Annotated in this window: 26 protein-coding genes and 1 pseudogene; 12 read left to right on the top strand and 15 right to left on the bottom strand. The window is 67.6% G+C overall.

What is annotated here, in order from left to right:
- Nucleotides 1-546: 546 nt before the first annotated feature.
- The 3 genes from Q9K23_RS21090 to Q9K23_RS21080 all read right to left on the bottom strand — a co-directional run bounded on the left by Q9K23_RS21090 (nucleotide 547) and on the right by Q9K23_RS21080 (nucleotide 4,012).
- A complete protein-coding gene (locus tag Q9K23_RS21090) occupies nucleotides 547-1,788 on the bottom strand; it encodes an HNH endonuclease signature motif containing protein (protein ID WP_152972903.1) in 1,242 nt (413 codons plus the stop codon).
- A gap of 384 nt (nucleotides 1,789-2,172) precedes the next feature.
- A complete protein-coding gene (locus Q9K23_RS21085; RefSeq protein WP_053778609.1) occupies nucleotides 2,173-2,826 on the bottom strand; it encodes a response regulator transcription factor in 654 nt (217 codons plus the stop codon).
- A gap of 16 nt (nucleotides 2,827-2,842) precedes the next feature.
- Nucleotides 2,843-4,012: a histidine kinase gene (locus tag Q9K23_RS21080; RefSeq protein ID WP_020792213.1), complete on the bottom strand. Its 1,170-nt coding sequence runs from the start codon at nucleotides 4,010-4,012 to the stop codon at nucleotides 2,843-2,845.
- A gap of 126 nt (nucleotides 4,013-4,138) precedes the next feature.
- Between Q9K23_RS21080 and Q9K23_RS21075 the strand changes: the two genes are divergently transcribed.
- From Q9K23_RS21075 to Q9K23_RS21060, 4 genes are all read left to right on the top strand, one after another.
- On the top strand, nucleotides 4,139-5,059 hold the full coding sequence (locus Q9K23_RS21075; protein WP_020792215.1) for an ATP-binding cassette domain-containing protein: 921 nt from the start codon (nucleotides 4,139-4,141) through the stop codon (nucleotides 5,057-5,059).
- Nucleotides 5,059-5,868, top strand: coding sequence for an ABC transporter permease (locus Q9K23_RS21070; protein ID WP_053778608.1), 810 nt, complete (start codon nucleotides 5,059-5,061; stop codon nucleotides 5,866-5,868). The genes Q9K23_RS21075 and Q9K23_RS21070 overlap by 1 nt, the downstream gene beginning before the upstream one ends.
- A gap of 132 nt (nucleotides 5,869-6,000) precedes the next feature.
- Nucleotides 6,001-7,458: a trypsin-like peptidase domain-containing protein gene (locus tag Q9K23_RS21065; protein WP_261978099.1), complete on the top strand. Its 1,458-nt coding sequence runs from the start codon at nucleotides 6,001-6,003 to the stop codon at nucleotides 7,456-7,458.
- A 102-nt stretch (nucleotides 7,459-7,560) separates the two neighbouring features.
- Nucleotides 7,561-8,598: a hypothetical protein gene (locus Q9K23_RS21060; protein WP_053778594.1), complete on the top strand. Its 1,038-nt coding sequence runs from the start codon at nucleotides 7,561-7,563 to the stop codon at nucleotides 8,596-8,598.
- A 12-nt stretch (nucleotides 8,599-8,610) separates the two neighbouring features.
- On the opposite strand, the gene Q9K23_RS21055 is transcribed toward Q9K23_RS21060, so the two are convergent.
- The 3 genes from Q9K23_RS21055 to Q9K23_RS21045 all read right to left on the bottom strand — a co-directional run bounded on the left by Q9K23_RS21055 (nucleotide 8,611) and on the right by Q9K23_RS21045 (nucleotide 12,094).
- Nucleotides 8,611-9,744 (bottom strand): acyl-CoA dehydrogenase family protein, encoded by a 1,134-nt coding sequence (locus tag Q9K23_RS21055; protein WP_305950263.1) that lies wholly within the window; start codon nucleotides 9,742-9,744, stop codon nucleotides 8,611-8,613.
- A 74-nt stretch (nucleotides 9,745-9,818) separates the two neighbouring features.
- Nucleotides 9,819-11,060, bottom strand: a complete 1,242-nt coding sequence (locus Q9K23_RS21050) for an acyl-CoA dehydrogenase family protein (RefSeq protein WP_020789998.1) — start codon at nucleotides 11,058-11,060, stop codon at nucleotides 9,819-9,821.
- A 101-nt stretch (nucleotides 11,061-11,161) separates the two neighbouring features.
- A complete protein-coding gene (locus Q9K23_RS21045) occupies nucleotides 11,162-12,094 on the bottom strand; it encodes an AraC family transcriptional regulator (protein ID WP_053778593.1) in 933 nt (310 codons plus the stop codon).
- A 236-nt stretch (nucleotides 12,095-12,330) separates the two neighbouring features.
- On the opposite strand from Q9K23_RS21045, the gene Q9K23_RS21040 reads away from it, so the two are divergent.
- The 3 genes from Q9K23_RS21040 to Q9K23_RS21030 are packed head-to-tail and all read left to right on the top strand — an operon-like array spanning nucleotide 12,331 to nucleotide 14,989.
- On the top strand, nucleotides 12,331-13,542 hold the full coding sequence (locus tag Q9K23_RS21040) for a cytochrome P450 (RefSeq protein WP_020789996.1): 1,212 nt from the start codon (nucleotides 12,331-12,333) through the stop codon (nucleotides 13,540-13,542).
- A 1-nt stretch (nucleotide 13,543) separates the two neighbouring features.
- Nucleotides 13,544-14,584, top strand: coding sequence for a 2Fe-2S iron-sulfur cluster-binding protein (locus Q9K23_RS21035; RefSeq protein WP_020789994.1), 1,041 nt, complete (start codon nucleotides 13,544-13,546; stop codon nucleotides 14,582-14,584).
- A gap of 54 nt (nucleotides 14,585-14,638) precedes the next feature.
- Entirely contained in the window at nucleotides 14,639-14,989 is a 351-nt protein-coding gene (locus Q9K23_RS21030) for a hypothetical protein (RefSeq protein WP_053778592.1), read from the top strand.
- Nucleotides 14,990-15,025: 36 nt separating this feature from the next.
- Here the strand turns inward: Q9K23_RS21030 and Q9K23_RS21025 are convergent, their stop codons facing one another.
- A complete protein-coding gene (locus Q9K23_RS21025; RefSeq protein WP_053778606.1) occupies nucleotides 15,026-16,300 on the bottom strand; it encodes an MFS transporter in 1,275 nt (424 codons plus the stop codon).
- A 56-nt stretch (nucleotides 16,301-16,356) separates the two neighbouring features.
- Between Q9K23_RS21025 and Q9K23_RS21020 the strand changes: the two genes are divergently transcribed.
- Both Q9K23_RS21020 and hchA read left to right on the top strand, forming a co-directional pair.
- Nucleotides 16,357-16,740, top strand: a complete 384-nt coding sequence (locus tag Q9K23_RS21020) for an HNH endonuclease (RefSeq protein WP_053778591.1) — start codon at nucleotides 16,357-16,359, stop codon at nucleotides 16,738-16,740.
- Nucleotides 16,741-16,868: 128 nt separating this feature from the next.
- Nucleotides 16,869-17,726 carry a glyoxalase III HchA gene (gene hchA / locus Q9K23_RS21015; RefSeq protein WP_020789518.1) on the top strand — a complete coding sequence of 286 codons (858 nt, stop codon included), beginning with the start codon at nucleotides 16,869-16,871 and terminating at the stop codon, nucleotides 17,724-17,726.
- 200 nt (nucleotides 17,727-17,926) lie between these two features.
- Here hchA and Q9K23_RS21010 read toward each other — a convergent pair whose 3' ends face one another.
- Nucleotides 17,927-18,820 (bottom strand): helix-turn-helix transcriptional regulator, encoded by an 894-nt coding sequence (locus tag Q9K23_RS21010; RefSeq protein ID WP_020789521.1) that lies wholly within the window; start codon nucleotides 18,818-18,820, stop codon nucleotides 17,927-17,929.
- 170 nt (nucleotides 18,821-18,990) lie between these two features.
- On the opposite strand from Q9K23_RS21010, the gene Q9K23_RS21005 reads away from it, so the two are divergent.
- Nucleotides 18,991-19,425, top strand: a complete 435-nt coding sequence (locus tag Q9K23_RS21005) for a cupin domain-containing protein (RefSeq protein WP_053778590.1) — start codon at nucleotides 18,991-18,993, stop codon at nucleotides 19,423-19,425.
- The gene (locus tag Q9K23_RS21000) at nucleotides 19,422-20,276 is read left to right on the top strand and encodes an aldo/keto reductase (protein WP_020789526.1); all 855 of its coding nucleotides are present in this window, start codon (nucleotides 19,422-19,424) and stop codon (nucleotides 20,274-20,276) included. The genes Q9K23_RS21005 and Q9K23_RS21000 overlap by 4 nt, the downstream gene beginning before the upstream one ends.
- Nucleotides 20,277-20,615: 339 nt before the next feature.
- Here the strand turns inward: Q9K23_RS21000 and Q9K23_RS20995 are convergent, their stop codons facing one another.
- From Q9K23_RS20995 to Q9K23_RS20975, 5 genes are all read right to left on the bottom strand, one after another.
- On the bottom strand, nucleotides 20,616-21,158 hold the full coding sequence (locus Q9K23_RS20995; RefSeq protein WP_020789522.1) for a hypothetical protein: 543 nt from the start codon (nucleotides 21,156-21,158) through the stop codon (nucleotides 20,616-20,618).
- 222 nt (nucleotides 21,159-21,380) lie between these two features.
- On the bottom strand, nucleotides 21,381-21,959 hold the full coding sequence (locus Q9K23_RS20990; RefSeq protein ID WP_020789523.1) for a hypothetical protein: 579 nt from the start codon (nucleotides 21,957-21,959) through the stop codon (nucleotides 21,381-21,383).
- A 60-nt stretch (nucleotides 21,960-22,019) separates the two neighbouring features.
- Complete coding sequence (locus tag Q9K23_RS20985; protein WP_152972902.1) at nucleotides 22,020-22,628, bottom strand: DUF1629 domain-containing protein; 609 nt, start codon at nucleotides 22,626-22,628, stop codon at nucleotides 22,020-22,022.
- A 313-nt stretch (nucleotides 22,629-22,941) separates the two neighbouring features.
- Nucleotides 22,942-23,511, bottom strand: coding sequence for a pyridoxamine 5'-phosphate oxidase family protein (locus tag Q9K23_RS20980; RefSeq protein WP_020794047.1), 570 nt, complete (start codon nucleotides 23,509-23,511; stop codon nucleotides 22,942-22,944).
- 53 nt (nucleotides 23,512-23,564) lie between these two features.
- Nucleotides 23,565-24,044 (bottom strand): GNAT family N-acetyltransferase, encoded by a 480-nt coding sequence (locus Q9K23_RS20975; protein ID WP_261978098.1) that lies wholly within the window; start codon nucleotides 24,042-24,044, stop codon nucleotides 23,565-23,567.
- A gap of 121 nt (nucleotides 24,045-24,165) precedes the next feature.
- On the opposite strand from Q9K23_RS20975, the gene Q9K23_RS20970 reads away from it, so the two are divergent.
- Complete coding sequence (locus tag Q9K23_RS20970) at nucleotides 24,166-25,038, top strand: chromosome condensation regulator (RefSeq protein WP_261978097.1); 873 nt, start codon at nucleotides 24,166-24,168, stop codon at nucleotides 25,036-25,038.
- 87 nt (nucleotides 25,039-25,125) lie between these two features.
- Here the strand turns inward: Q9K23_RS20970 and Q9K23_RS20965 are convergent.
- Nucleotides 25,126-25,532: pseudogene (locus Q9K23_RS20965) on the bottom strand (hydrogenase).
- Nucleotides 25,533-25,730: 198 nt separating this feature from the next.
- Nucleotides 25,731-26,417, bottom strand: a complete 687-nt coding sequence (locus Q9K23_RS20960; RefSeq protein WP_348533950.1) for a methyltransferase domain-containing protein — start codon at nucleotides 26,415-26,417, stop codon at nucleotides 25,731-25,733.
- Nucleotides 26,418-26,462 lie beyond the last annotated feature (45 nt).

Here is a 26,462-nt window from a genome sequence, read left to right as displayed (position 1 = left end):
CTGGCTCAATTAGCAACGCCCAGTTGATGGTTGAGCCGACGAGAAGCGAAGCGACGAGACGTGTCGAAACCTCAGACGGCCGACGTCGCCAACGCAACCACCTCCGAAGTGCTCACCGCCCAACACACGCTACGGAGATTTCGACACGGGTCCTCGCTACGCTCGGTCCCGGCTCAATCATCGTAGAAGTCCAGGCTCAATCAGCCACGCCCAGTTGATGGTTGAGCCGACGAGAAGCGAAGCGACGAGACGTGTCGAAACCTCAGACGGCCGACGTCGCCAACGCAACCACCTCCGAAGTGCTCACCGCCCAACACACGCTACGGAGATTTCGACACGGGTCCTCGCTACGCTCGGTCCCGGCTCAATCATCGTAGAAGTCCAGGCTCAATCAGCCACGCCCAGTTGATGGTTGAGCCGACGAGAAGCGAAGCGACGAGACGTGTCGAAACCTCAGACGGCCGAACTCGCCAACGCAACCAACGGAGGTCCCGACACACCACCATCTCTATGAAGTTCTCAAAGAACACAAGCTTCTACAAAAGGTCAGGCAGCATTCGGTAGTTCGTCGGCAAACCGCCGGTTATACGCCGGAATCGGACGACGACGCCGATCCACCACCTCCGGCGGGATCAACCACGGATGAGCATCCGGGCCCATATAGACATCCCACCCGTTGTGATGCACATCGGCATGACACGACGCACACAACAAACACCCGTTCGCAAGGTCGGTGGCACCACCCTCCGACCAATGCGCAATGTGATGGGCCTGAGTCCGTGATGCCGGGGCACCGCACTTGATACAACACCGATCCCGCTCGAACAACGCACGCCGCTGCGAGGCGGTGAACAACCGTTTCGACCGGCCCATATCCAACGGAACCCGCTCACCGTCGACGATCGTCATCACCACCACACCGTCACAACTGGTTTCCAGCAAGGTGCTGTGAGTGATCGACCCACCAAACGCCAACCCCGACTTGTCGGGTGCGTCCGCGGGGACCGACAGATTGATCAGCGCCGACGGTAGCGCGGCCACCGACCGTTCCCCCGCACCAGCGGCCATATCCAACACCATCTCCAGGGCGTCAGCCCGACGTCGAGGCGCTTCACGCGGGTCCTTCGAACCATCCGGCTGGGGCACTGGGGCTGAGAGTTTTTCGATCGCCGTCGCCAACTTCTCCCCGACAACAACATCCAGACTCCCGGACACAGCGACCCGCCCATCATCTGTCCGTCCGATATCCAGGGCATTCAGATTGCGGTCCTCTTTCGCCGGTCGTCCACCCTCGGTATCCGACGAGTGATGGTCCCCCAACTGATGTGCTCGTGCCATCACCTCGGACGGTTTCGCCCCCGACAACACTTGCGCCAGCAGATCACCCTCGAACTCGGCCCAGGTCTCGGCAGTCGGCGGTTCCCCGGCACGTAACCCGATCTGGTTGAGTCCGCGCACGATCGCATCCACATGCTCACCCGAGATCGCACCGTCGGCGGCGTGTTTCAGTGTGCGTTCCACGACCGCTGAGGTGCCGATCCGCTGCATCCGCGCGGCGACGGCGGGCGCGTACCCCATCTCTATCAGCAACGCGATCGGTTTGTGCCCGTGCCGTTGTGCCAAACCCAGCCTGTCGAGATGCCCGGCGCCGGCGGCGGTGAGTGAGTCGACGAGGTTGCGTATGGTGACCAGTTTCCGCATGTCCGCGAAGACGATCTGCCCGGTCTGATCGTCGTCGAAACAACAATCCGTGAGTATGTCGATAACGGTGTCCAGATCCCCCTGCATGTGTTCCATTGTAGCGAACGTATAGGCGATGATTTCTCGAATTGGCAAGTAGAACAAGATTTGTGGATAAGTTGTGAAAGCCGTTCACCCTGGGGGTTCGGGTTCACCTGTGGGGCTGTTGGGATGCCGACATCGTCAGCTCACCGGATTGGTTTCGACGTCCGCCCCGTCGTCATTGCTCAACCCAAGCGACGACCGGCCTGGCAGCGAGAGGGTGCCCTGGCCCGCCGGTTGGACATGTCGAAACCAACCAGCGACCCGTTGGTTGCGTTGAGTACCTCGGCCGGCGGTGGTTTCGACACGACTCGTCGCTCCGCTCCACATCGGGCTCAACACCCTGACGCAACAATCACTTTCGAAGACAGAGCAGGGGCCGAGCCGACGTCAGACGAGACCCGCGTCGTGGACGAGGATCGCGACCTGCACGCGATTGGTGGCGTCGAGTTTGGTGAAGATGTGCGAGATGTGGGCCTTGACGGTGGCGACGGACAGGTGCAGGTCGGCGGCGATCTCGGCGTTGGACGCGCCGCGAGCCAGGGCGATGGCGACGTCGCGCTCGCGGTCGGTGAGCGCCGACAACGCATCCTGCGCCGCCGCGGTCCCGCCGGTGTCACCACCGTCGACCACCTGCCGGATGAGGGCGGCGGTGATCGAGGGACTCAATGCGGGCCGACCGTCGAGGACGCCGGTGATGGCGTCGACGATCTCGCCGGGCGGTGTGTCCTTGAGCAGGAAGCCGTCGGCGCCGACGGCGAGCGCCCGGACCACGTAGTCGTCGGCGTCGAAGGTGGTCAGCACGATCACCGCCGGCGGATTCGCCCCTGACTTCAGGGCAGCGGTCGCAGCGATCCCGTCCATCACCGGCATGCGCAGATCCATCAGGACCAGTTCCACCGGTTCGGCGGTATGTGTCTCCAGGGCGGCGCGCCCGTCTGCGGCCTCGGCCACGATCTGCAAGCCGGGGGTTCCGCCGAGCAGCAGTTTCAGTCCGGAACGGACCAACGGGTCGTCGTCGACGATCATGATGCGTGCACTCACCGCGTGCATTCTCCTCTCAGTCCTGCGCCGGTAGCCAGACGTGCAGGATGAACATCGCGTCGTCGGTGCGGGTCACCGAATGCCGGCCACCGCTCAGCGCGACCCGTTCGCCGAGGCCGATCAACCCCAGACCGGACGGCGGCAACGACGTCCGTGCGTCGCCGATCGGCAGCGGATTGACCACCAGCAGGTCGATCCCGGATGCGCGGGCCGGTTCGATCCGCACGGTCACCGTCGACGCCGGCGCGTGTTTGCGTGCGTTGGTCAGGCCCTCCTGGACGCAGCGATACAGGGTGCGGACGGTACTCGCCGACACCGCGTCGAGGTCGGCCGATCGGGTGTACCCGACGCGCATACCGGCATCCCGGTTCTCCTCGATGAGCGCATCGATGTCGGCCGGACGAACCTGCGGGACTTCGGGATCGGCGTCGCCGGGGCCTTCACGCAACACCCCGAGTACCTCCCGAAGCTCGGTCAACGCGAGCCGGGAGTTCTCCTCGATGGTGCGGGCGGTCTGGGCGATCTCCTCCGACGACAGGTCGTCGCGGAACGCCAGCGCACCGGCATACATGCTGACCGTCGAGATCCGATGCGCGAGAACATCGTGCATCTCGCGGGCGATGCGGGCCCGCTCCACCGACCGCGCCTGCGAGATCTTTGCCTGCTGTTCCTGCTCGGCGAGCATCGCCCGCGATTGCCAGCTCGCGAGAAGCTCACGGCGCGAACCGATGTAGAGGCCCCAGGCGATCAGCGCGCCGACGATCGCCACGGTCAGCACCACGATCAGGAACATCGGTTCCGGCGACGGCGCCGTCGGTCCCGGGACGATCCGCTCGGCCAACACCCCTGCGCCGATACCGATGACCGCCTGCGGCACGATCTCTCGCCATCGCCGTCGCGTCGACAACGACACCAGCGCCAGCGCGGCCGGCCCCGACACCGTGATCGACACCGCACTGGCCAGCGCGGTGAAGGTGCACACCACCACCGGATGGGCCCGGCGCCACCACACCGCGATCAGACCGACGACCCCGAGTAAGAGGTCGATCGCCAACCACCACCGTGCATGCTCGATCTGGTACTCGAGCCGACCGGCGGTGGCGACCGCCGAGATCACCAGCATCAGCAGCAGCCGCCAGAGATGCCCCCATCTGGTCAATGGTGGCTGATAGTCCTCCGGGCGCATGCCCCTCACCGTAATGGGGGTCAACCCGGATACGCCTCATCCCCGGGGTGGGGGTGGTATCCGACTTTCGGCTGATCCCGATTCGAGCCTCGTGGCCGATGTGGTGGACCGGCCACCCGCGAAACCATGAATGCCATGATCACCGTGGAGAACCTCACCAAACGATACGGCGACTACGTCGCAGTGGACGACATCTCGTTCGCATGCCGGGCAGGGCAGGTCACCGGCTTCCTCGGGCCGAACGGTGCCGGCAAGTCGACGACCATGCGCATCATGGCCGGATTGACCCCCGCCACCGCCGGCCGGGCCACCATCGACGGCAGCACCTACCGCGATCTGGACAACCCGGCCACCGAGGTGGGCGTGCTGCTCGACGCCTCCGCCCAGCACGCCGGACGCACCGGCGAAGAGATCCTGCGGCTGAGCGCCATGACGATCGGGGTGCCGCGCAGCCGCGTCGACGACATGCTCGAGCTGGTCAGCCTCACCCCCGAGGAGGCCGGGCGCCGTGTGCGCAACTACTCCCTCGGCATGCGGCAGCGGCTCGGCCTGGCCAACGCGCTCATGGGCGATCCGCACATCCTGATCCTCGACGAACCGGCCAACGGTCTCGACCCGGCGGGTATCCACTGGATGCGTGGTCTGCTCCGCGACTACGCCGACCGCGGCGGAACGGTACTGCTGTCTTCGCATCTGCTGCACGAGATCGAGATCGTCGCCGACGACCTCGTCGTGATCGGCAACGGCCGGATCGTCGCGCAGGGCACCAAGGCCGAACTGCTCGCGGGCACCGGCACCGTCGTCCGGTCCACCGACGACACCGCCCTCGCCACCGCCCTCATCACCGCCGGACTCCGGGCACAGGCCGCGACCGGCGGAGGGCTCAACGTGGACGCGCAGCCCGCTGATGTCGGCGCTGTCGCCGCCGTACAGGGCATCGCCCTCACCGAACTACGCGCAGGTGACGGCGCCCGCCTGGAGGAGATGTTCCTGTCCCTCACCGCAGCCGACCAACGTGAACAACCGCTGACCGCAGGAGCCCTGTGATGACCACCCTGACCAACACACGTGATCTGCCCGCCACACCGCGGGCATCCCGGGCGGGCGCGATCCCGATGAGCCGCCTGGTCACCGTCGAACTGCGCAAGCTCACCGACACCCGGGCCGGCTTCTGGCTGGCCGCATCCATCGGTGTGATCTCGGTGGTCGTGGCGGTGGCGATGCTGATCGCCAACCGCAACGACCCCGGCAACCTGTACTTCGGCCAGTTCTTCGGGATGATGAACATCCCCACCGGGATCATCCTGCCGGTCATGGCGATCCTGCTGGTGACCGGAGAATGGAGCCAGCGCACCGCCCTGACGACGTTCACGATGGAACCCCGCCGACAGCGCATCGTGATCGCCAAGCTGCTGACGATGCTGATCGCCGCGGTCGTCGCGGTGGCGCTGTCCCTGCTGCTCGGTGCGGTCGCCAATGTGGTCGCCGGGATCATCGCCGCCGACCCCGCCGGCGCGTGGACGTTCACCGGTGCCGGTCTGGTCAACGCCCTTGTCCTGCAACTGTTCGGGTTGCTGCTCGGGTTCGGGTTCGCCGCGCTGATCCTGAGCACACCTGGTGCGATCGTCGCCTACTTCGCGCTCCCGACGGCATTGTCGCTGGTCACCGAGCTGGTGCCGTGGTTCGGCCGCAACATCGGCGCCTGGGTCGACGTCAGTTCCACCAATGCCGCGTTCCAGACCGAGGACTGGGCCACCGGTGGTGAGTGGACCAAACTGATCGTCTCCGGCATCATCTGGATCGCACTACCGCTGGCGTTCGGGATCGCGCGGATTCTGCGCAGCGAGGTCAAGTAGCCGCCACGGTGAGGCGGCCGGCGACGCCGAGGACACGGTTTGCCCACCGTGCGGGTGGTCGTCAGGAAAAGGTCAGCCGATTCTGTGGACTTCACTGGGATTCTTCTCAGCGACCGTCGGCACCGTGGTGGAGTGACTCATCCCACTCCCCCGGTGCCGCCGTCGTCGTTTCCCCCGCCGCACCCGCAACAGCCGAACCCCGACCAGCCCGACCCGCAGCCCGGCGACCGCGAAGCGCCCGGACCGCAGGCGGCGCAACCGCATCCCGGGCAACCCGGTCCTGGGCAGCCCGGTCCTGGGCAGCCCGGTCCTGGACAACCACGGCCGGGACATCCCTATCCAGGGCAACCACATCCGGGGCAACCACACCCGGGCCGGCCGAACGCCACCCAGCCGATCCCCGGATATCCGACACCCCCGCCGGGATCGCAGCGGACCGGCCGACGCTCGGCCACCCCGATCGTCGCCACAGCGCTGATCGCCGGACTCCTCGGCGGGGCGGTCGCCCTCGGTGGGCAGGCCGTCCTGGACCACACCGCGGTCGGCACGTCGTCGACCGCACCGACCCTCACCACCGCGGCGCCCACCCCGGCCGCACCGTCACAGCCGGGCTCGATCACCTATGCGGCACAGGCGGCGTCGAAGTACACCGCCGACATCCAGGTGACCGGCGCCCAGGGAGTCGCGGTGGGTAGCGGGATCGTGTTGAGCCAGGACGGATATGTCCTCACCAACAATCACGTGGTCTCCGCGCTCGGTTCCGGGGCCACCATCTCGGCGACCACCGCCGACCAGAACTCGCATCCGGCCACCGTGGTCGGTACCGCACCGTCCTATGACCTCGCGGTGATCAAGCTCGGCGGGGTCAGCGGTCTCACCCCCGCACCGATCGGCTCGTCGGCCGATCTCCAGGTCGGCGAACAGGTGGTGGCGGTGGGGAGTCCGGAGAGCCTGTCCAACACGGTGACGTCGGGGATCATCAGTGCCCTGTCGCGGACGGTGACCGCCGGCGACGGGCAGGGATCGCAGGTCACCGTCTACAACGGGCTGCAGACCGACACCCCGATCAATCCCGGCAATTCCGGTGGGCCACTGGTCAATCTGCAAGGGCAGGTGATCGGGGTGAACTCGGCGGTCGACACCGGTTCGGGTGCCTCCGACGGCGTGCAGGCATTCGGCTTGGGCTTCGCCATCCCGATCGACACCGCCAGCCGGGTGGCCAACGAACTGCTGCACAACGGGCAGGCCACCAAACCCGTTCTGGGCGTGACCGGTTCGATCGCCGCCACCAACGCGGCGGCCACCACCCAGACCTCCGGTGCGCAGATCACCGACGTACAGGCCAATGGTCCGGCCGCTGCGGCGGGGCTCTCGTCGGGCGATGTGATCACCAAGGTCGGCGACCAGCGGATCAGTTCCTACGCCGATCTGATGGCGGCGGTGCTGGGCTACTCGCCCGGCCAGAGTGTGCCGCTGACGGTGCGCAGCGGCGGCTCCGAGCACACCGTGACGGTGACGTTGGGCAGTGTGGTGGACACCGAGCAGACCACCGTTCCCCAGAGCACGCTCCCGCAGCGCGGCCTGCACTGATCCGGCCAGGCCCGGTGATCGCGCCGTTCCGGCGATCGGTTGGGGCGCAGAAACGGACCTGCCCTGTGCAACTCGTCCGCGGCGGGTGCTTAGGTGTTGTCCATGAGTCCCGCCCCGCTGCGCAGCCCCGGCGACCCGTTGCGTGCGATGTCCGAGGATGCCGACGACATCGTCGCCGACGCCGGCCGTCTGCGCGCCGCCGTCGCCCAGGCCGACGGTGCCGCGCCGTCCGCGCTCACCGCGGCATCGATCGCCGACGCTGTGGTCGCGGTCCGGCGGACACGGCTCGTTCTCGCGCAAGCCCTCGACGCCGTCGGTGACGTCGTCGGCGGTGACGACGACCCGACCTCCCCACTCGGCCATGCCCGCATGGCCGCCCGACGGCTGGTCGCACGGACCGGGAGCGAGGTGGGTCATGTCTTCGGCGACCGGCCCCATTCGATCCTGATCCGGGTGGTCATCACCCTCGCCACCAGCCTGGCGCTGGTCGTGTTCTACCGGCTGACCGGGTGGGCCGACTACGCCGAACGCGGTTCGCTGTCGCTGTATCTGTTCGGCGCGGTGATCGGCAGTGTGGTGTGCACCAATGCCCTGTGTTTCGAGGCCGACCGCGTGCTCGGTGAGCTCGCCGACGGGGAACGGTTGTGGCGCATCCTGATCGCCAAGAACCTCACCATGGGCGGGCTGGTGACGGTGGCCGCCGCGCCGGTGATCGCCCTGCTCGCGGTGACCACCGATCTCGAGACGATCGCCGTCATCGACCAGTTCGTGGTGATGGTGCTCATCTGGCTCGGGGTGGGCAATCTGCTGTCGGTGATCAGCCCGCTGCGGCACGAGCCGCTCGGCGCCCGCCTGCACGACGGCACCTGGCGGGCCTACCTGCTCTCGTTCGGCATCTCCTACGGGGTCGGCCTGACGGTCAACCTGATGATCTACTGGCGTCTCTGGGCCCGGGAATCGGCGACGGAACGGTTCGGCGCACCGTCGTGGTCGTTGCAGTTGCTGATGCTCGCCAGCGGCGCACTCATCTGGATCCTGTTGTCGGTACTGGCCGTCTCCAGTTCGCGACTGCCGTCGGTCCGGCAGCTCCTGGGTCGGGAGATGCTCAGCCGCGGCGCACTGCCGACGACGGCCGACTAGAGCGCCCCGGCGTCAGGCGCGCGCCAGCCGCTCGAACCGTGCCAGATGTGCATCCGCCGAACCGAATTCGTTCTCGATGACGGTCAGGCGCCGGAAGTAGTGGCCGATCGCGAGTTCTTCGGTCATCCCCATGCCGCCGTGCAGTTGCACCGAGTTCTGCCCGATGAACCGTGCCGCGCGGCTGATCGTGGCCTTGGCCGCCGACACCGCCGATGCCCGCTCGGCAGCCGGGGCGTCGAGGCTCAGCACCGCGAGATACTGTGCGGCCACGGCCTGTTCGAGTTCGATGTACATGTCCACCATGCGGTGTGCGAGGGCCTGGAATCCGGCGAGCGGACGTCCGAACTGCTGGCGCTGCTTGGTGTACTCGACGGTGTCGGCGAGCACCTTGCGCATCAGTCCGACCGCCTCGGACACCACGGCCGCAGTGCCCTCGTCCCAGGCTTGCTCGAGCAGTGCGGTGGCCTGCTCCCCCGACACCACCAGCGCATCGGCCCCCACGCGGACGCCGTCGAAGGCCACATCGGCGGCGCGCCGGTCGTCGACGGTGCGGAAGACCTGAATACCCAGACCGGCCGGGGCGTCGTCGCCGGCCGGCACCAGGAACAGCCCGAGGTCATCGGTGTCGGCCAACCGGGCCACGACGATGAGGTGTGAGGCCAGCGGCGCGGTGGTCACCACCGGCTTGGCGCCGTCGAGCACCCAGCCGTCGTCGGCGCGGGTGGCGGTGGTGGTCACCCGGGTCGGCACACCGCCGGAACCGTCCTCGAGGGCGGCCAGCGCGAGCAGCGCATCCCCGTCGACGACGCGGCGGGCGAGCTGGAGTGCGCCGGGATGCCCGGTGCGGGCCAGCAGGCGCGCCCCGAGGACGACGGTGTCGACGAACGGTTCGACGACCAGCGCCGCGCCGAGCGCCTCGGTCACCACCATCAGTTCCTCGGGTCCGCCGGCGTCGCCGCCCACCGATTCGGGCAGGCAGGCCCCGAGTACCCCGAGTTCGTCGGCGAAGGCACGCCACACCTCGGGCTGCCACCCGGCACCGATCTTGGCGGCCTTGCGGCTCTCCTCGAGACCGTAGCGGGTGGCCAGAAAACGGGAGAGTCCGTCGGCGAGCAGTTGCTGTTCGGCGGTGAGATCGAAATCCATCGGAGGTCCTGTTCGATTCGTGGACGGTGCGGATCAGGCGGGGAGAGACCAGGGTTCGGCGATGGGCGCCGGGATCAGAACTGGGGCAGGCCGAGTGCGGCCTTGGCCAGGATGTTGCGTTGGATCTCGTTGCTGCCGGCGTAGATCGAGCCCGCCCTGTCGTTGAGGTAGAGCAGCGGGGCCACGGCCTGCCAGTCGGCGCCGCTGACATGACCGTCGGCCGGCGGGGTGTAGTCCTCGATCGGTCCGCCGGGTTTGGTGGCGTGCGGCTGGTAGACGCGTCCCCGGGGGCCGGCCGCCTCGACGCCCAGCTCGGTGATGTGCTGACTCAGTTCGGTGGACAGGATCTTGAGCATCGACGAGATGGCGCCGGCATTGCGGCCGGCGTTCATGTCGGCCAGGGCACGGTATTCCAGGATCTCGAGCACCTTGGCCCGGGCCCGGTCGTCGGCGAGTTTCGCGGCGAAGGCCGGCTCGTCGACCATCGGAGCGCCGGACGGGCCGGTGACGGTCGCGGCATGCTCGGCGAGGTTCTCCACCATCACCTGCAGTGCCGGGGCCGCCGCGCCGCCACCGCGCTCGAAGACGAGCAGATACTTGGCGACGGTCCAGCCGTCGTCGATCGACCCGAGCACGTTCTTCTTGGGCACGCGTACCCCGTCGAAGAAGACCTGTGCCTGCACCTTCTCCCCGGAGGCCATCACCAGCGGCTGCACCTCGATCCCCGGTGAGGTCATGTCGATCAGCAGGAAGGTGATCCCCTCCTGCTTCTTGCCCGTGCGAGAGGTGCGGACCAGGCAGAACATCCAGTTCGCCTCGGTCGCATGGGTGGTCCAGATCTTGCTGCCGGTGCACACCAGATCGTCGCCGTCGTCGACGGCGGCCATCGACAGCGACGCGAGGTCGGAGCCGGACTCCGGTTCCGAATAGCCCTGACAGAAGAAGACATCGCCGGTGAGGATTCCGGGCAGGAAGAACGCCTTCTGTTCCGGGGTACCGAACGCCACGATCGCGTGGGCGACCATCCGGATTCCCATGGGCGACAACGCCGGAGCGCCGGCGAGGACCGATTCGCGGCTGAAGATGTAGTGCTGGGTGAGCGTCCAGTCGCAGCCGCCGTGTTCCACCGGCCAGGCCGGTGCGGCCCAGCCCCGGCGGTGCAGGACCTCCTGCCACTGCATGGATGCCTCGTGGTCGGTGTAGACGCTGGTGCGCAGGCGTCCCGCCGACCGCAGTTCCGGGGTGAGTTCGGCGTCCAGGAAGGCGCGCACCTCATCGCGGAACGCGATGTCCTCGTCTGACCACGTCACGTCCATCCCGTGCCACCTCTCATCGCTTCCCGCGCCGATCTATCAAATATATGATCTGCACCAATGTACGACACAGGTCACGTACCGGACAGGGGTGACCCCTCGGATCAGCGACGCCGCGCCTGCGACGGGCTCTGGCCGTACCGACGGCGGTACGCCGCGGCGAACCGGCTGGCACTGCTGAAACCCCAGCGCGCGGCCACATCCGAGACCGTCGCGACCCCGGCCTCGATGTCGGCATGGGCACGGGCGAGCCGGATGTCGCGCAGGGTTGCCGTCGGACTGGCGCCCACGTACTCGGCGAAGGCCTCCTGCAATCGGCGCACACTCGTCTGCGCCAGCCCGGCCATCTCGGCCAGGGTCCACGCCCGGGTCGGATCCGCCTCGATCGCATCGAGCACCCGCTTGACCGTACGAGGCCGCAACGCCCTGGTGGCATCCACCGGTTCGGGGTCCACCGCGAGCAGGAACGCCACAGTCACCGCGCTCGCGATCTGCGGTCCCACAAGTGGATTCGCCAGCACATCCGAGGGCTCGCCGGGCTCGCAGCGGCGGGCGGTGAGCGCCTCGATGAGACTCACCCACGACTTCCCGGCCGGATCTGCGACGTCGACCTGCGCGGGCAGGGACAGCCGGCCGGCAGCGGGCCGGGCATGGATGCGCTCGGCCTCCCGCTCGAGGTGGTCGGCGTCGAACTTCACCCCGAGCACCTCACAGTCGGCGGTCCACCGGCTGATCAGCGAGGCGCGACCGGCGGCGAAGACCGTCGCCGTGCCCGGTACGGACACGATCTCGCCGGCCTCCCCCGTCGAGTGCAGCCGGCCCGACAGCGGGATGTTGACCTCGTAGGCGCCCGGATACTCGCAGGCGATCGACACATCGGCACCCCAGGACAGACGGCCGATGGTGACCGGCCCCAACTCGACGGTCCGCAGCGAGAGATCGAGCTCCTCGGAACCGTCGAGTCCGGTGAGCTCATGCGGGAAGTACGCCTCGGCGACGGCGCGGTGTGCGCCGTCCCAGTCGCGTTCGGTGGACATCGAGTACGCGTCTTTCGGTCGGTCAGGGCCGACGGGCTGGGTCGGCCATCTCCTGTCTACCTCACACGACACACCGAGTGCGACGCCCGTCACATCTCGACCGCGCAGAACGTCCCGACGTCGCGCAATCGGTGTCGAAATGCCGCCTCGCCGAGCCCTACCGTCAGCTCACCAGTCCATCGGAACCCACCGACACCCCGCCGATCGACACCACACCGAGGAGAGGAAGGGTCGCCATGACCGCGACACTGAGCTGGATCGACGAGATCACGATGAGCCAACTCGAGCGCAACCCCTACCCGATCTACGAGCGGCTGCGCGCCGAGTCGCCACTGGCCTACCTGCCGGTGCTCGGGTCGTATGTGGCCACCACCACCGACATCTGCCGCGAGATCGCCACCAGCGACGACTTCGAGGCCGTGATCACCAAGGCGGGTGGGCGGACCTTCGGCCATCCCGCGGTGATCGGCGTGAACGGACCGATCCACGAGGACCTGCGGTCGATGGTCGACCCGGCGCTGCAGCCGCAGGAGGTGGACCGCTGGATCGACGACCTGGTGCGACCGATCGCCCGCCGGTTCCTGGAGACCTTCGAGGACGACGGGAACGTCGAACTGGTCTCGCAGTACTGCGAGCCGGTCAGCGTCCGCGCACTCGGCGATCTGCTGGGACTCGCCGACGTCGACTCCGACACCCTGCGCGACTGGTTCCACAAGCTGTCACGCTCGTTCACCAATGCCGGCGTGGACGAGAACGGCGAGTTCACCAATCCCGACGGTTTCCGCGAAGGCGACGAGGCCAAGGCGGAGATCCGGGCCATCGTCGACCCCAAGATCGACCACTGGATCGAGCACCCCGACGACACCGCCATCTCGCACTGGCTGCACGACGGTATGCCGGCGGGCCAGACCCGCGACCGCGAGTACATCTACCCCACGCTCTACGTGTATCTGCTGGGCGCGATGCAGGAGCCGGGACACGCGATGGCGTCGACGCTGGTGGGTCTGTTCACCCGCCCGGACCAGATGGAGCAGGTGGTCGACGAGCCGCAGCTGATCCCGCGGGCGATCTCCGAGGGCATGCGGTGGACCTCGCCGATCTGGTCGGCGACCGCCCGCATCTCCACCGCCGACGTCGAGGTGGCCGGGGTGGCCTTGCCCAAGGGCACCGTGGTGCTGCTGTCTTACGGCTCGGCCAACCACGACACCGCCACCTACGCCGCGCCGTCGGAGTACGACATCTCCCGGCCGCCGTTGCCGCATCTGGCCTTCGGTGCGGGCAAGCACGCGTGCGCCGGGATCTACTTCGCCAATCACGTGTGCCGGATCGGCCTGGAGGAGTTGTTCGACTCGATCCCGAGCCTCGAGCGCGATCTGACCACCGACGTCGAGTTCTGGGGCTGGGGCTTCCGCGGTCCCACGGCGCTGAACGTCACCTGGGAGGTGTGAGATGTCCACTCCCACCGAGCATCCGGTGCAGGTGTCGGGATCGGCGACGGCCACCGTCGGCTGCCGCGACGACCAGACCCTGCTCGATGCCTTCCTCCGCAACGGGGTGTACCTGCCGAACTCCTGCAACCAGGGCACGTGCGGGACCTGCAAGGTGCGCCTGACCGCCGGTGACGTCGCCGCCCCGCCGGTGTCGGAGACGGTGCTCGGCGCCGACGACCAGGCTCGCGGTTACGTCCTCGCCTGCCAGACGCGCCCGTGCTCACCCACGCAGATCGAGGTCGACGCCCCCGAAGTTGCTGCACCGCAGCATGTCCTGCGGGATCTGCAGGGCAGGGTCGGTGAGATCCGCAGCGTCGCCGACGACACCGTGGCCGTCCATGTGGAACTCGATGAGCCGCTGGACTTCTCGGCCGGTCAGTACATGGAGCTGCGTGTCCCGCATTGCGGCGAGATGCGACAGTATTCGATGGCCAATCCGCCGGCGTCGTCGACGCGGCTGGAGTTCCACATCCGGCGGGTGCCGTCGGGGGCGGCGACCGACCGCTGGATCTTTGCCGATCTCACCGCCGGCGACGAGGTGGCGCTGCGCGGACCATGGGGTGACTTCACCTACGCCGAGTGCACCAGCCCGCTGCTCCTGCTGGCCGGCGGTACCGGCTTGGCCCCGCTGAAATCCATCGCGTTGCAAGCACTCGCCGACAACCCGGACCGGGAGATCCACCTCTATCACGGGGTGCGTCACGAGTCGGATCTCTACGACGTCGAGTTCTGGACCGAGCTGGCCCGCACCCATCCGGGAGTGAGCTACATCCGGTGCCTGAGCCGGTCCGACGGCGGTGATCGCCACGGCTACGTCGGCGACGCGGTCGCCGAGGACTTCGCGTCGCTGCGCGGCTTCACGGCCTACCTCTGCGGTCCGCCGGCGATGGTGGACGCGGGGGTCAAGGTGTGCAAGCGCCGTCGCATGTCGGCCCGCAACATCCATCGCGAACGATTCACCGCCGCGGTGACCGACGCCCCGGCCGTCCTCAGTGCGTGATCTCGGACATATCAGGCATCCACCCGCAGCGTACCGACGCGGTACGCTGCGGGTATGGATCTACTACGCAGCGTAATAGTTCTCGTCCACATCCTCGGGTTCGGCGTGACGTTCGGCGCCCTCGTGGCCGCCGCGGCGTCGCGCAGGTTCGAGTTCACCCGGATCATGGACTACGGCATCGTCGTCTCCCTGATCACCGGACTCGCCCTGGCCGCGCCGTGGGGCGGCTTCGAGCCCAACTACCCCAAGATCGCGGTCAAGCTGGTCTTGCTGGTGATCCTCGGTGGCGTCCTGGGCATGGGCAGCGCCTTCCAGAAGCGCGACGGAAAGCCCGTCGGACCGGTCTGGGTCACGATCGCGGCAGTGCTGTCGGCGGCGGCCACGGCCGTCGCGGTCATCTGGTAGTCGCGGACAGGGATGGCCGGGCACAGGTGATGGTGCTCAGGTGGCGCTGGTGGCACGCAGCGTCGCATGCACCCCGGCCGGGCCCACACCCCGATCGAGCGCGAGGACCATCACCGCGCAGCCGATCGCCGACGCCACCACACTCGTGGCGAACAGCATCGGGTAACCCGCGAGATCGCCGATCAGCCCGGCCGCGAGACCCGCGACCCCCTGCACCACCACGATCGAACAGGCCAGGAGCGTGTAATCACTTCCGGCGTGCGCGATCTCGGCGGCGTCCATCATCACGGTGAACACCGCGACGGTGGCGACACCGCCGAAGACATGCTCGGCCAGACATGCGGTGACGATCAGCCCGAAGCCGCCGATCTCCATCGACGACGCGAGGTACAGCCCCAGGCTCGCCGTCTGCGAGATCCCGCCGATCAGCAGCGCCGAACGGCGGCCGTACCGGTAGGCCACCCAGCCTCCGGCGGCGGCCCCGGCCAGCGCGCCGAGTGACGAGAGCACGCCCTTGACCAGGGCGATCTGCGACAGACTCAACCCCGAGTCGGTCAGGAACGGCCCGATCAGCGACGACCCCATCGAATCGCCGAACTTGTATGCGCCGATCAGCAGGATCAGCGCCACGATCCCGGGCCGGCGGAGCCTGCTCCACCACGCGACCGCCGTCGTCGCCGGTGACGCCGCCGGGCGCGGCGCTCTCGATTCGCCTGTGCGCGGCAGCCACCACACCGGGATCGTGCACGCCAGCAAGGCGATCGCCATCGCGACGAACAGTCCACGCCAGCCCGCGATCGAGAACAGATACAGCAGTCCCCCGCCACCGGCGATCATGCCGACGCGGTAGGCGCCCACCTGGATTGCGTTGCCCGGGCCCCGTTGCCGGGGCCCGATGCGTTCGACGGCGAGGCCGTCGGTCGCAACGTCCTGGGTCGCCGACAGCACGTTCATCATCGCGATCCCGACGAACAGCCACCGCAGCGTCGAGTCGAGGTCGAGGCAGGCCATGCCCAGGGCCAGCGCCGACGACGACAGTTGCAGGGTCAGCAGCCACCGACGGCGGGTGCCGTATCTGTCGACGACGGGCGCCCACAGGAATTTCAGGGCCCACGGGGCGAACAGGATGCCGGTCGCCGAGATCGCGAACAGCGAGAACCCCGAGTCGCGCAACACCACCGGCAGCGCCTGGGTGAAGAAGCCGAACGGGAGTCCCTGCGCGAAGTAGAGCGCCGTCAGGATCGAGAACGTGCCCATTCCCACAGCGCACGTTCCCACGGCCGAGGTGGGCGCCTTTCCCGAGGTGGTCATGGCGGTCATGGTGTCAGATCCCTCACCGGCCCGCCCCCGGCGCGTCACCTCCGGCCATCGCCGCCGCAGACGATAGCGTCGGTCGGGTTGCCACCCCGAACCGTTCCCGCGCCAACCGCTATGCCCGTCGTCGTCGCAAGCGGGTGGCCGCCGCCGACAACGATCTCACCGATCTGCAGTGGGACCGCCTGCGCAGCCTGTGGGCGGGGTGCGCCTACTGCGGCGCCGAAGATGTTGCCCTGCAGAAGGATTGCGTACTCGCGATCTCCCGGGGCGGCCGCTACACCGTGACCAACGTGGTGCCGTGCTGCCGGTCGTGCAATGCCGGTAAATGCAATGCCGAGGTGACCGGCTGGATGCGCCGCAAGAAGCTCGACGAGAAGCGGTTCCTGTTGCGCTATGCCGAGATCCGCGCACTGCTCGCCGATGAGGACATCTGAGTACGCCGCACTCTCGACGACTTCCCCACCGCCGGCACCTTGCGCTGCCCGGCGACGGCTCCTATGTTCGGGAGAAGGCCTGACTCGGCGAGCATCCGGACATCACCACCGTCAGAGAGGAAGTTCCGATGGCTCAGGACACGCAGGACCGCAACCCGACACCGGATCCGGCCGAGGAGAACGCATTCTTCCCCTCGCCGTACTCGTTGTCCCAATACACCTCCGACAAAACCGATTTCGATGGTCTGGCAACTCAGGACCGCTACACCGGCAACCGGTGGAAGGTGCTGGTGATCGCGACCGACGAGCGCTACATGCTGATGCGGAACGGCCGTTTCTTCTCCACCGGCAACCATCCGGTGGAGACACTGCTACCCATCCACCACATCGCGCAGGCCGGCTACGGTATCGATGTCGCGACCGTCAGCGGCGGTCCCGGCAAGTTCGAGTGGTGGGCGTATCCGAAGGACGACGCCGCGACGCGCACCGCCCTGGACGCCACCCGCGAGGCCTTCAGGTCCCCCAGGCGACTCGCCGACGTCATCGCCGGCGGCCTCGACGACTACGCAGCGATCTTCATCCCCGGTGGCCACGGCGCGATGAACACCATCCCGGCGCACACCGATGTGCGTGATGCGCTGGACTTCTTCCTCGACGGCCGGCTCATCATCACCCTCTGCCACGGGCCGGCCGCATTGCTGGCGGCCGGCGTCGGCCGTGACGCCAATCCGTTCGCCGGATACCGGATCGTCGCCTTCCCGGACTCCCTGGACCTCGGGGCCAACATCGACATCGGATACCTTCCCGGTCAGATGCCGTGGAATCTCGGTGAGCGACTGCGGGAGGCCGGCATCGAGATCAGCAACGACGACATGTCCGGTGCCACCACCCGCGACCGCAACCTGCTCACCGGCGACAGCCCGCTGGCCGCGAACCGACTCGGCAAGGAGTCGGTACTCGCCTTGCTCGAGGAGTTCGGCAGCTGATCGGGCGCTCCCGACCCTCACCCACCATGCACTGGTCGAGCAGGTCAACCGCGCACACCCCGGACACCCAACCCGATCAGCACCCCCGGCAGGTCGACCGAACACAGCGACGACGCCGGCCGTCGAAACCGACGCCGGCCGACATCGACACGTCTCGACGCTCGTCCGCCGTCACGGCCGGATGTCATCGCGCGGGCACATCAGCGCTCGCTCGACTCCTGCGCCGGCATCCTCGACGTGTTCTGGCCGTATTCGCCTGCGGCCCAGGAGGCGAGCAGTTGCATGCGTTCGGCCGACGCCGAACCCGGTTCGGCCGCATACACGGTGATCGACAGACCCGGCTCCGATTCCATCTCCATGCCCTCGTAGGCCAGGGTCATCTCGCCGACGACAGGATGGTGGAAGGTCTTGGTGCCCGTCCCGTGGTGGCGGACATCGTGCGATCCCCACCGGGTACGGAATTCGCTGCTGCGGGTGGACAGTTCACCGATCAGATCGTGGAGTTCCTTGTTGTGCGGGTCGCGGCCGGCCTCGGTCCGCAGGATCGCCACCGTGATGTCGGCGAACTTCTCCCAGTCGGGATAGAAGTCCTGGGCCCGGGCGTCGAGGAAGGTGAACCGGGCGATGTTGGGTGGCTGCCCCGGCATGTCGAAGGTGTCCTTGTAGAACGCCCGGGCGAGGGTGTTGGTGGCCAGGATGTCGAGGCGACCGTTGCGCACGAACGCCGGGCCGTCGGTGATGGCGTCGAGAATCCACTGCAGACTCTCGTGCGGCCGCCAGCTCTTCGGGTTGCGCCGACGCGGCCGGGCAACGGGACTCGCGGCATGCGCCAGGTCGAACAGGTGCGCCCGTTCGGCGTCGTCGAGGAGCAGTGCCTTGGCCAGCGCATCGAGGATCTCCGGTGATGCACCGCTGATCGAGCCGCGCTCGATCCTCGTGTAGTACTCGACGCTGACCCCGGCCAGGATGGCGACCTCGGTGCGCCGCAGTCCCGCCACACGCCTGTTGGTTCCGGCAGGCAGACCGACGTCGTCCGGGGTCACCCGAGCCCGCCGCGAGGTCAGGAACTCCCGCACCTCTGCTCGATTGTCCACGTGTCCCACGGTAGGCCGAGGCCCGCCGGTGTGGGAGGTACCCGCAGTACCTGCATCCGGCGGGGCTCCCACGCATGCGCGAGCGGGGCCACCATGGTCTCCGGAGGGTCGGCACAGCCCCCGGCCGAAGACACCACGCCGACCGCCAACCGTATGCAGAAGGAATTGACATGACAGACAACACCTTCGACCCGGTGTTCCCGCGGGGAGAGAAGAACGACGCCTTTGCGCAGTACTTCATCGGACAGAGCTACCTCGCTCCGCTGACCACCGAGGGGGTCGCGGTGAGCAATGTGACCTTCGAGCCGGGATGCCGCAACAACTGGCACATCCACCACAGCGATGGCGCCGGTGGCGACCAGATCCTGCTGTGTACCGCGGGCAGTGGCTGGTACCAGGCCCAGGGCGAACCGCCGATCAGCCTGGACCCGGGCACCGTCATCCGGGTCCCGGCCGGGACCACACACTGGCACGGCGCGAAGGCCGACTCGTGGTTCAGTCATCTCGCCTTCATCGTGCCGGGCGAGGGCCTACGCAACGAGTGGCTCGACCCCGTCGCCGATGTGGAGTACCACCGACTGCCGAAGAACGGAGAGACCGTATGAGCATCCTGACCGAGACCTACACCCTGTCCAACGGGGTCGAGATCCCCAAGCTGGGGCTGGGCACCTGGTTCATCGACGACGACAAGGCCGCGCAGGCCGTCCGTGACGCCGTCGAGATCGGGTACCGCAACATCGACACCGCCCAGGCCTACGGCAACGAACGCGGTGTCGGCGAGGGGGTGCGGACGTCCGGGGTCCCCCGCGACCGGTTGTTCGTGTCGACCAAGCTCGCCGCGGAGATCAAGGATTTCGACGACGCGGTGGCCGCCATCGACGGTTCGCTCGAGACCCTCGGGCTCGACTACGTCGACCTGATGCTCATCCACAGTCCGCAGCCCTGGAACGACTTTCGCGGCGGTGACTACGCCGACGGCAATCGTGCGGCGTGGCGTGCACTCGAAAAGGCCTACACGGAAGGCAAACTGCGCGCTGTCGGCGTCTCCAACTTCCTGCCCGCCGATCTCGCGAACCTCGACGGCGCCACGGTGACGCCCCACGTGAACCAGATCCTGGTGCACGCCGGCAACACCCCCGACGATCTGCTCGACCACTGCCGCACCAAAGAGATCCTGGTGGAGGCATATTCACCAATCGCGCACGGTGAGATCCTGGACAACGAGGCGGTGGCGGCGATCGCGGACCGATACGGTGTGAGCGTGCCGCAGCTGTGCATCCGATACACCCTGCAGCTCGGCACCGTGTCGCTACCGAAGACCGCGAACCCCGAGCACATGCGCGCCAACGCCCGCGTCGACTTCGTGATCTCCGACGACGACATGGATGCCCTGCGAACCCTGCGTGAGCGCGACTACGGCGACTCGAGCGCATTCCCGGTGTACAGCGGTCGGTGACCCAGCGGCCGCCATCTCGGCCGACCACCACGATGATTGAGCCGACGCGGAGCGCAGCGACAAGTCGAGTCGAAATCCCCGCAGCCCGAACCCGGGCGGTGACCACCTTCAAGGCGCCCACTACCCAGCGTCGGCTACGGAGGTTTCGACAACCGGGCGTCCTCGCTACGCTCGGTCGACCTGCTCAACCAGCCACCACTCTCAACCAGCCACCGCACCCGGCCGACCAGCCACGATGATTGAGCCGACGCGGAGCGCAGCGACAAGTCGAGTCGAAATCTCCGTGGGCCGAACTCGATACGCAACCAGAAGCGGACAGACCGTACCCGACTCTTCGCCCTATGCCTCGATCGGGTCGTACCAGTCGGCGTTCCTGAGCAGGACCCGGGTGTCGAGGTCACGGTTCCACTCGGGCTCGATGCCGTGCCTGCGGAGGACGGGGAAGACGACGTCGTCGAGCAGGCGGATCACGTCGGCCTTGTACCGGTTCTCCTGCTCGGCTTCGGTGAGTTTGTTGTAGGTCTCCTCGTCGAAGTCCTCGGGAGGGAATGCGCCGTAACCGATGTAGGTCTCGCCGGTCTCGACGAGTCGTTCGGTGTCCTGCTGATGGAAGTAGGCGTAGCCCTTCCAATGTCGGGTGTCGTCGCGCTCGTCCCAGATCTCACCCGATGCGCAGTTGCCGCAGCAGGAGAAGTCGGCACGGGCGACGACGCCGTTGTCGATGAGTTCCTCGAACGCGGTGATCGTGCGGGCGGTGTACTCGCCGATCTCCTTTCTGCTGACGCAGCCGGGCGTCGCGTAGCGCGGTGTGCGCAGCGGTGAGCTGGTCTTCGGTGAGCTCGTAGTCGTCGCCGTAGATGTCGATGAACTCGTCGACGTCACCCTGGCCGGTGATCAGCAGGTCCCAGATCTCCTGGGTCAGGTCGGTGCGGGCTTCCTCGTCGAGCGGCAGTTCGGGGAGAACGGCGTACGGCGGGATCTCGTTCGGGTTCTTCGACTCAGCGCTCATGGCGCCACCTCCGGACAGTGAGCGGAAGCCGGGCCGATTCACCCGACGGCGACGATGATAGCCATGCTTCCGGCACACGGACCGTTGCCGGACCGTCAGAAGTCGATGAATCCGGCGACGACATCCTCGACGACGCCACCGGCGCCAGATGTTCCGTAGAAGTACACCGACCCGTACCCCCACAGATACTCGTCGATCACGTCATCGAGCTCGCCGCCGACCGGCCATCCCTCCTCGTCGATCTGGAAGAGGAAGCGATGTCCCGCGGCTCGCACGGCGTCGCCGTAGCCGGGTTCGTTCTGGATGAGGACGGGCTCGTCGTCGATCCGCACCAACGGCACCACGCCGCCGCCGCCACCCGGGACGGTGAGACCGGCCGATCGCAGTCCGGGCCACCCGAGATCAGGCCGGACCCCTCGCGGAGAGGGGCTGTGCACAAGCGCTCGCATGGCCATGTCCGGGTACACGAGATCGTCGTCGCCGATGTCGAATCCGTCCCGCAACAGCACCGACACCTCGATGCCCGTCGCCCACCCGGCACAACCGGCGGGCAGCGTCAGCAGGTAGCGATGGGTGCTCAGCAGCGGATGGGTCTCGATCGCCACCGGCGGAGCGCCACCCAGCCGTCCACCGTCGCGGGCATCGGGCAGGGACGGGACGAAGAACGTGGACATGGCCGGAATCCTAGGACGACGCGTGACGCCGCACCGCCGAGGACACGTGGTGCCCCGTGCTCAATCCCAGAACCCGCCCTTGGTGTATTCGGTGATCGGCCGGAACCCCATGCCGAGCAACCGGGCATCCTCGCATGCCCGTTTGAAGTCGTCGTCACAGACGAGTTCATGGCCGAGGTCGAGGTACAGAAATGCCGCGGCCGCAGGTACCTTCGTCTCGTCGACGACGAACCGTTCCACCGACTCGAGCACCGGAATGTTCTGAAAGTGCTTGTGGTAGGCGGGTTCTCCGCTCGGGTATATCTTGTCGGCCTCGTAGGACGAGGCCTCGAGGTCGATCACCGATGCCCACTCCGACCATCGGAGGTAGGAGTACGGCTTGACCGTCGGCGTCCCACCGGACTGGATGATCTGCACCGGCACCGGATGCACGCCGATGCCGAAGTCCCGGCAGATCTGCAGGAATCGTTCCGACGCCAGCCAGTTGATGCCCCAGTAGTCGAGGTCGATCACCGGATGCCGGGTGGTCAGCACGTACTCCGACGGGATCTCCCCCATCGGCGGGGTGGGCGCGAACGCATCCCATTCCCACCGACGGTCGAGCTCACCCTTGAGCACCACCGGGCATCCGCGCGCCCCGGCCACGTAATCGACGATCCAGAGCGTCAACTCGTCCTCCACCCACGTCTGTGCACGGTCGGCATACCCGACCGGGTCGATCCACCGTATCGGTCACCTACGACCCGGCACCGCCAGCAGGCCCGGACACCGGCCCCACGAAGGGGACCACGAGCGAACATGTGACATTCGCCGTCGGATTCCGGTCCCCACGCAGAACATTCACGACGATGTCCACGGCGGCGGGGTCAAACGGGAATGCGAAATGATCCGTGGTGTCGACTCGGCGCGTCCTGGATGAGGATGTTCTGGACGCCGGCCTCCTCCCCCGGTGCGGATCTGCATCGAACCGGGCGGACCGGACTCAGATCTGCCGTCGCCAGTCGTCGCCGTCCCGATCGAAGACGATGCGGAGGTGGCGTCGGTCAGATGACCCCTGCCAGAACTCGACCCGGCTGGGCACGACCCGCCACAGGGTCCAGTCGTCGGGGTCGACGTCGGCGCGTGCCGCTGCACTGCGGGCCGCAAGGTCGGCCAGGCTCTCGTCTCGGGAGGCCTCGACCACATGCCCGCGCACTCGGACCGACCGGACGACCGGCTGCCACCAGAACGTGAGCGCCGCGTGCGCATTCGCGGCGAGCTGACCGCCTTTCGCGCTCGTCCTGGTGCTCGCGAACGCCCAGCCGCGCGCATCGACGTCCTTGAGCACCAGGACCAGCGCATCGGGCAGACCGGTGGCATCCACCGTCGACATCGTCATCGCGTGCAGTTCGGGCACGGCATGGCGCATCGCGACGTCCAGCCAGTCGAGGAACAGTGTCACCGGATGGTCCGGCACGGCGTCGAGGTCGAGCGGCGGAGCGACACCCGCCAGCGCCGGCAGTGCTCGCAGTAGCGACCGCGTGTCGCCCGGTCTGGTGTCGTCTGTTGTCACGCCGGTCTCTCCTGCCGCAGCCACGGATAGTGCCCCACATGGTTTCCTGCGCCTCACACCCTGCGGCACATGAACACCAGGTGGTAGTCGCCGATGTTCTCGCGTCGCGTCTCGATGTATCCCAGGCGTCGGTAGAGGCCGATGTTGGCGACGCTGCGTTCCCCGGTGAACAGTTCGACCCGATCGATCTCCTCGGGCAGGTGATCGTCGATCGCCGTCAGCAGCCGGGTTCCCAGCCCGCGCCCCTGCAGGTCCGGCACGACCGTCAGGCGCCCCAGTTCGGCGGTGTCACCCCGAGTTCGGAGCCGGACAGCGGCGACGAGGCGACCATCGCGGCGAATCCCGAGCGCGGTGACGTCCGGATCGGACAGTTCGGCCGTCAGCTCGTCGAGGGTCTGCACCAGTGGCGGGAGCGTGAGGTCGTCGTGCAGGATCGCCTCGCTGACGTACGCCGCGCGCTGCAGGGTGAGTATCTCGCCCGCATCGTCGGGTCCCAGCCGCACGACATCGGGCACACCGTTGTCCACGCTCACGCCTTCCGCTCTCCGTCGTCGATTCCTGGAGACTGGCAGCTTGTTTCGCCTGCGGCAAACCATTTTCCGGTGATGGTTACGCCGGCTGTCCGCGAAACGATGGTTGCCCCCCGGTGTTTAGATGAGAGCCACGGTCGACGAGCGGAACGGGGTGAACGGTATGGCGCTGCTGGCTGCCGGTCGGCGGCACTCGCTGGCTTGCCGAGGCGACGGCACCGTCCTCGCGTGCGGCGACGGCCGCGCCGGTGAATGCGATGTCGGCGGCTGGTCGGATGTCGTGGCGGTCGCGGCCGGGAATGTCCACGCGGGCCGCAACACCGGCCGCTCCCACACTGTCGGTCTGCGTGCCGACGGCACCGTCGTCGCCACCGGATGGAACGGTGACGGCCAGACCGATGTCGCCGGATGGACTGCAATCGCCGCGGTCGCCGCAGGATGGCGGACGACCCTGGGCCTGCGTGGCGACGGCACCGTGGTGGCCGGCGGACGTCGACGCGAAGGCCAGTGCGACGTCGATGCGTGGCGAGAGATCGTGTGGATCGCGGCCGGAGATTGGCATTCGGTCGGAGTCCGTGCCGATGGAAGTGCCTGCGCCACCGGCAACAATGCTCGCGGGCAATGCGACGTCGGCCTGTGGCGGCATCTGACCGCCGTCTCCGCGGGCCATCTGCACACGGTCGGCCTGCGGCGTGATGGGATGGTCGTCGCCGCCGGAGACCGCCGCAGCGGCGCGTGCGACGTCGAGGACTGGCGCGATGTCTCGGCGGTGGCGGCCGGTAGCCGCCACACCGTCGCCCTCTATGCCGACGGCACCGTACATGCTGTCGGGGACAACGACTTCGGGCAGTGTGATGTCCACGAGTGGAAGAACATCACCGCGATCGCCGCGGGATCGGCGCACACGATCGGGCTACGCGTCGACGGGACCGTGGTGGCGACCGGCGCCGACACCGACGGCCAGTGCGATGTGGCGGACTGGGATCGGGGCGACTGATCGTCTCGGGTCCGCTGCCCGAACCGTCGCCTGGTCGAATCGAGAGCCCGGCGATGACAAGCACTCCGGTGACATCAGCGGTCATCCTCACCGCACGACGCCGACGATCAGGATGATCGTGGCCGCCATCATGGCGGGCGCGAGCGACACCAGCAGGAAGTCGACGGCACCCTCCCTCGCCCGCGTCGAGGTGTGGGCCCCCGCCGCGCCGGCGCGAACCTGTGACCGGCACCCCAGATCGCCGCCAGTTGCGTTGCCAGCCAGTTGGCATAGGTGCCATACGCGAGCAGCACCACCGTGACGACCTGCCACACGTGAGGCAGTTCCAGATACGGCCAGAGCAGGCCGACGACGATGAGGAACGGTCCGTTCGTCATACCTTGCAGGTGACTGGCCAGTCCCATCCGTGGGTTCTTCACCGCCGGGACCGCGAGTCCGGTGACCAAACCCAGGAGGAACAGCACCAAGCCCAGGACGAACAGTACTGTCTGCACGATCTGATCGTAGGAAGCAGGGCTGCCGGCCCTCCCGCTGTTCGCCGATGTTGCCCCGACCTGGAACGCTGCCGTGACCTGACCGTCGTTCAGCGCAGATCCGCGTCGGTCAGCGGGCACGTCGAACGGATTCCGGCCGCGTGTGATCCGTCGACGGCCATCTAGGCACTTCCCCAGTGGCGCAAGGAAGTCGGACGATCAGACCGGCCGGTCGCACACCAGAAGGTGGAAGGCCCCCGGCTTGTCACCCACGCGCCTGTCGTCGATCGGATCGAAACCCGCGTCGCGCAGGGCCGACACGAGTCGGTCGATCGGCCGCAGCCGAAACCCGGTGCGGGTAAAGGGCATTGTGGACATCTGGTCGGGGTCACCGACTCCGAGTACCAATCGCCCGCCCGGCCGCAGGACCCTGGCCAGTTCACGCAGCGCGGTGGCGAGATCGGACACGAAGTAGATCGTGTTCGTCGAGATGATCGCGTCCAACGCGGAATCGGCGAGAGGCAGACTCTCCATCCGGCCGGACTGCAGATGTAGCCGCCCGTGAGCGATGTCCGAGGAGAAGCGGTGCCGTGCTTCGGCGAGCATCGTCTCCGACATCTCGACACCGTGAACAACCGTGCCATCGCATTCGAGCAGGGCCTCGAGTCCGACGCCGCCGCCGAAACCGATGTCGGCGACGTGGGCCGCCGGTCCGCACTCTGTGGCGGCGACTGCCGCGATGACGATCGACCGATTGGTCCGATTGAGCAACCGTCCGACGATTCGGCCTGCGAACCCGGTCGGTTCACCGAGCTGGCGAGCCAACGCGGTGAGCGCACGGTCGACGAGCGACATGCCCATCATTAGAGCAGCTATCGGAAGCCGCGTCGTCCGAATCTCGGTCACGCCGTCGACCAGTGGACCGACATCACCGTGATCGCCACGCTCCGG

It is taken from the genome of Gordonia sp. NB41Y, from assembly GCF_030718915.1.
Classification (GTDB): Bacteria; Actinomycetota; Actinomycetes; order Mycobacteriales; family Mycobacteriaceae; genus Gordonia; species Gordonia desulfuricans.
Note: the sequence above shows the minus strand (reverse complement) of the source record. Positions and strands in the feature narration are given on the sequence as shown.

Excerpts from the sequence above, each read along its gene's own strand:
- Q9K23_RS21060 (WP_053778594.1), top strand. The coding sequence starts at position 7,561 with ATGAGTCCCGCCCCGCTGCGCAGCCCCGGCGACCCGTTGCGTGCGATG.
- Q9K23_RS21030 (WP_053778592.1), top strand. The coding sequence starts at position 14,639 with ATGGATCTACTACGCAGCGTAATAGTTCTCGTCCACATCCTCGGGTTC.
- Q9K23_RS21080 (WP_020792213.1), bottom strand. The coding sequence starts at position 4,012 with ATGCGCCCGGAGGACTATCAGCCACCATTGACCAGATGGGGGCATCTC.
- Q9K23_RS20990 (WP_020789523.1), bottom strand. The coding sequence starts at position 21,959 with ATGTCCACGTTCTTCGTCCCGTCCCTGCCCGATGCCCGCGACGGTGGA.
- Q9K23_RS21035 (WP_020789994.1), top strand. The coding sequence starts at position 13,544 with ATGTCCACTCCCACCGAGCATCCGGTGCAGGTGTCGGGATCGGCGACG.
- Q9K23_RS21000 (WP_020789526.1), top strand. The coding sequence starts at position 19,422 with ATGAGCATCCTGACCGAGACCTACACCCTGTCCAACGGGGTCGAGATC.
- Q9K23_RS21025 (WP_053778606.1), bottom strand. The coding sequence starts at position 16,300 with ATGACCACCTCGGGAAAGGCGCCCACCTCGGCCGTGGGAACGTGCGCT.
- Q9K23_RS21005 (WP_053778590.1), top strand. The coding sequence starts at position 18,991 with ATGACAGACAACACCTTCGACCCGGTGTTCCCGCGGGGAGAGAAGAAC.
- Q9K23_RS21070 (WP_053778608.1), top strand. The coding sequence starts at position 5,059 with ATGACCACCCTGACCAACACACGTGATCTGCCCGCCACACCGCGGGCA.
- Q9K23_RS21055 (WP_305950263.1), bottom strand. The coding sequence starts at position 9,744 with ATGGATTTCGATCTCACCGCCGAACAGCAACTGCTCGCCGACGGACTC.
- Q9K23_RS20970 (WP_261978097.1), top strand. The coding sequence starts at position 24,166 with ATGAGAGCCACGGTCGACGAGCGGAACGGGGTGAACGGTATGGCGCTG.
- Q9K23_RS21040 (WP_020789996.1), top strand. The coding sequence starts at position 12,331 with ATGACCGCGACACTGAGCTGGATCGACGAGATCACGATGAGCCAACTC.
- hchA (WP_020789518.1), top strand. The coding sequence starts at position 16,869 with ATGGCTCAGGACACGCAGGACCGCAACCCGACACCGGATCCGGCCGAG.
- Q9K23_RS21045 (WP_053778593.1), bottom strand. The coding sequence starts at position 12,094 with ATGTCCACCGAACGCGACTGGGACGGCGCACACCGCGCCGTCGCCGAG.
- Q9K23_RS21090 (WP_152972903.1), bottom strand. The coding sequence starts at position 1,788 with ATGCAGGGGGATCTGGACACCGTTATCGACATACTCACGGATTGTTGT.
- Q9K23_RS21075 (WP_020792215.1), top strand. The coding sequence starts at position 4,139 with ATGAATGCCATGATCACCGTGGAGAACCTCACCAAACGATACGGCGAC.
- Q9K23_RS21050 (WP_020789998.1), bottom strand. The coding sequence starts at position 11,060 with ATGGACGTGACGTGGTCAGACGAGGACATCGCGTTCCGCGATGAGGTG.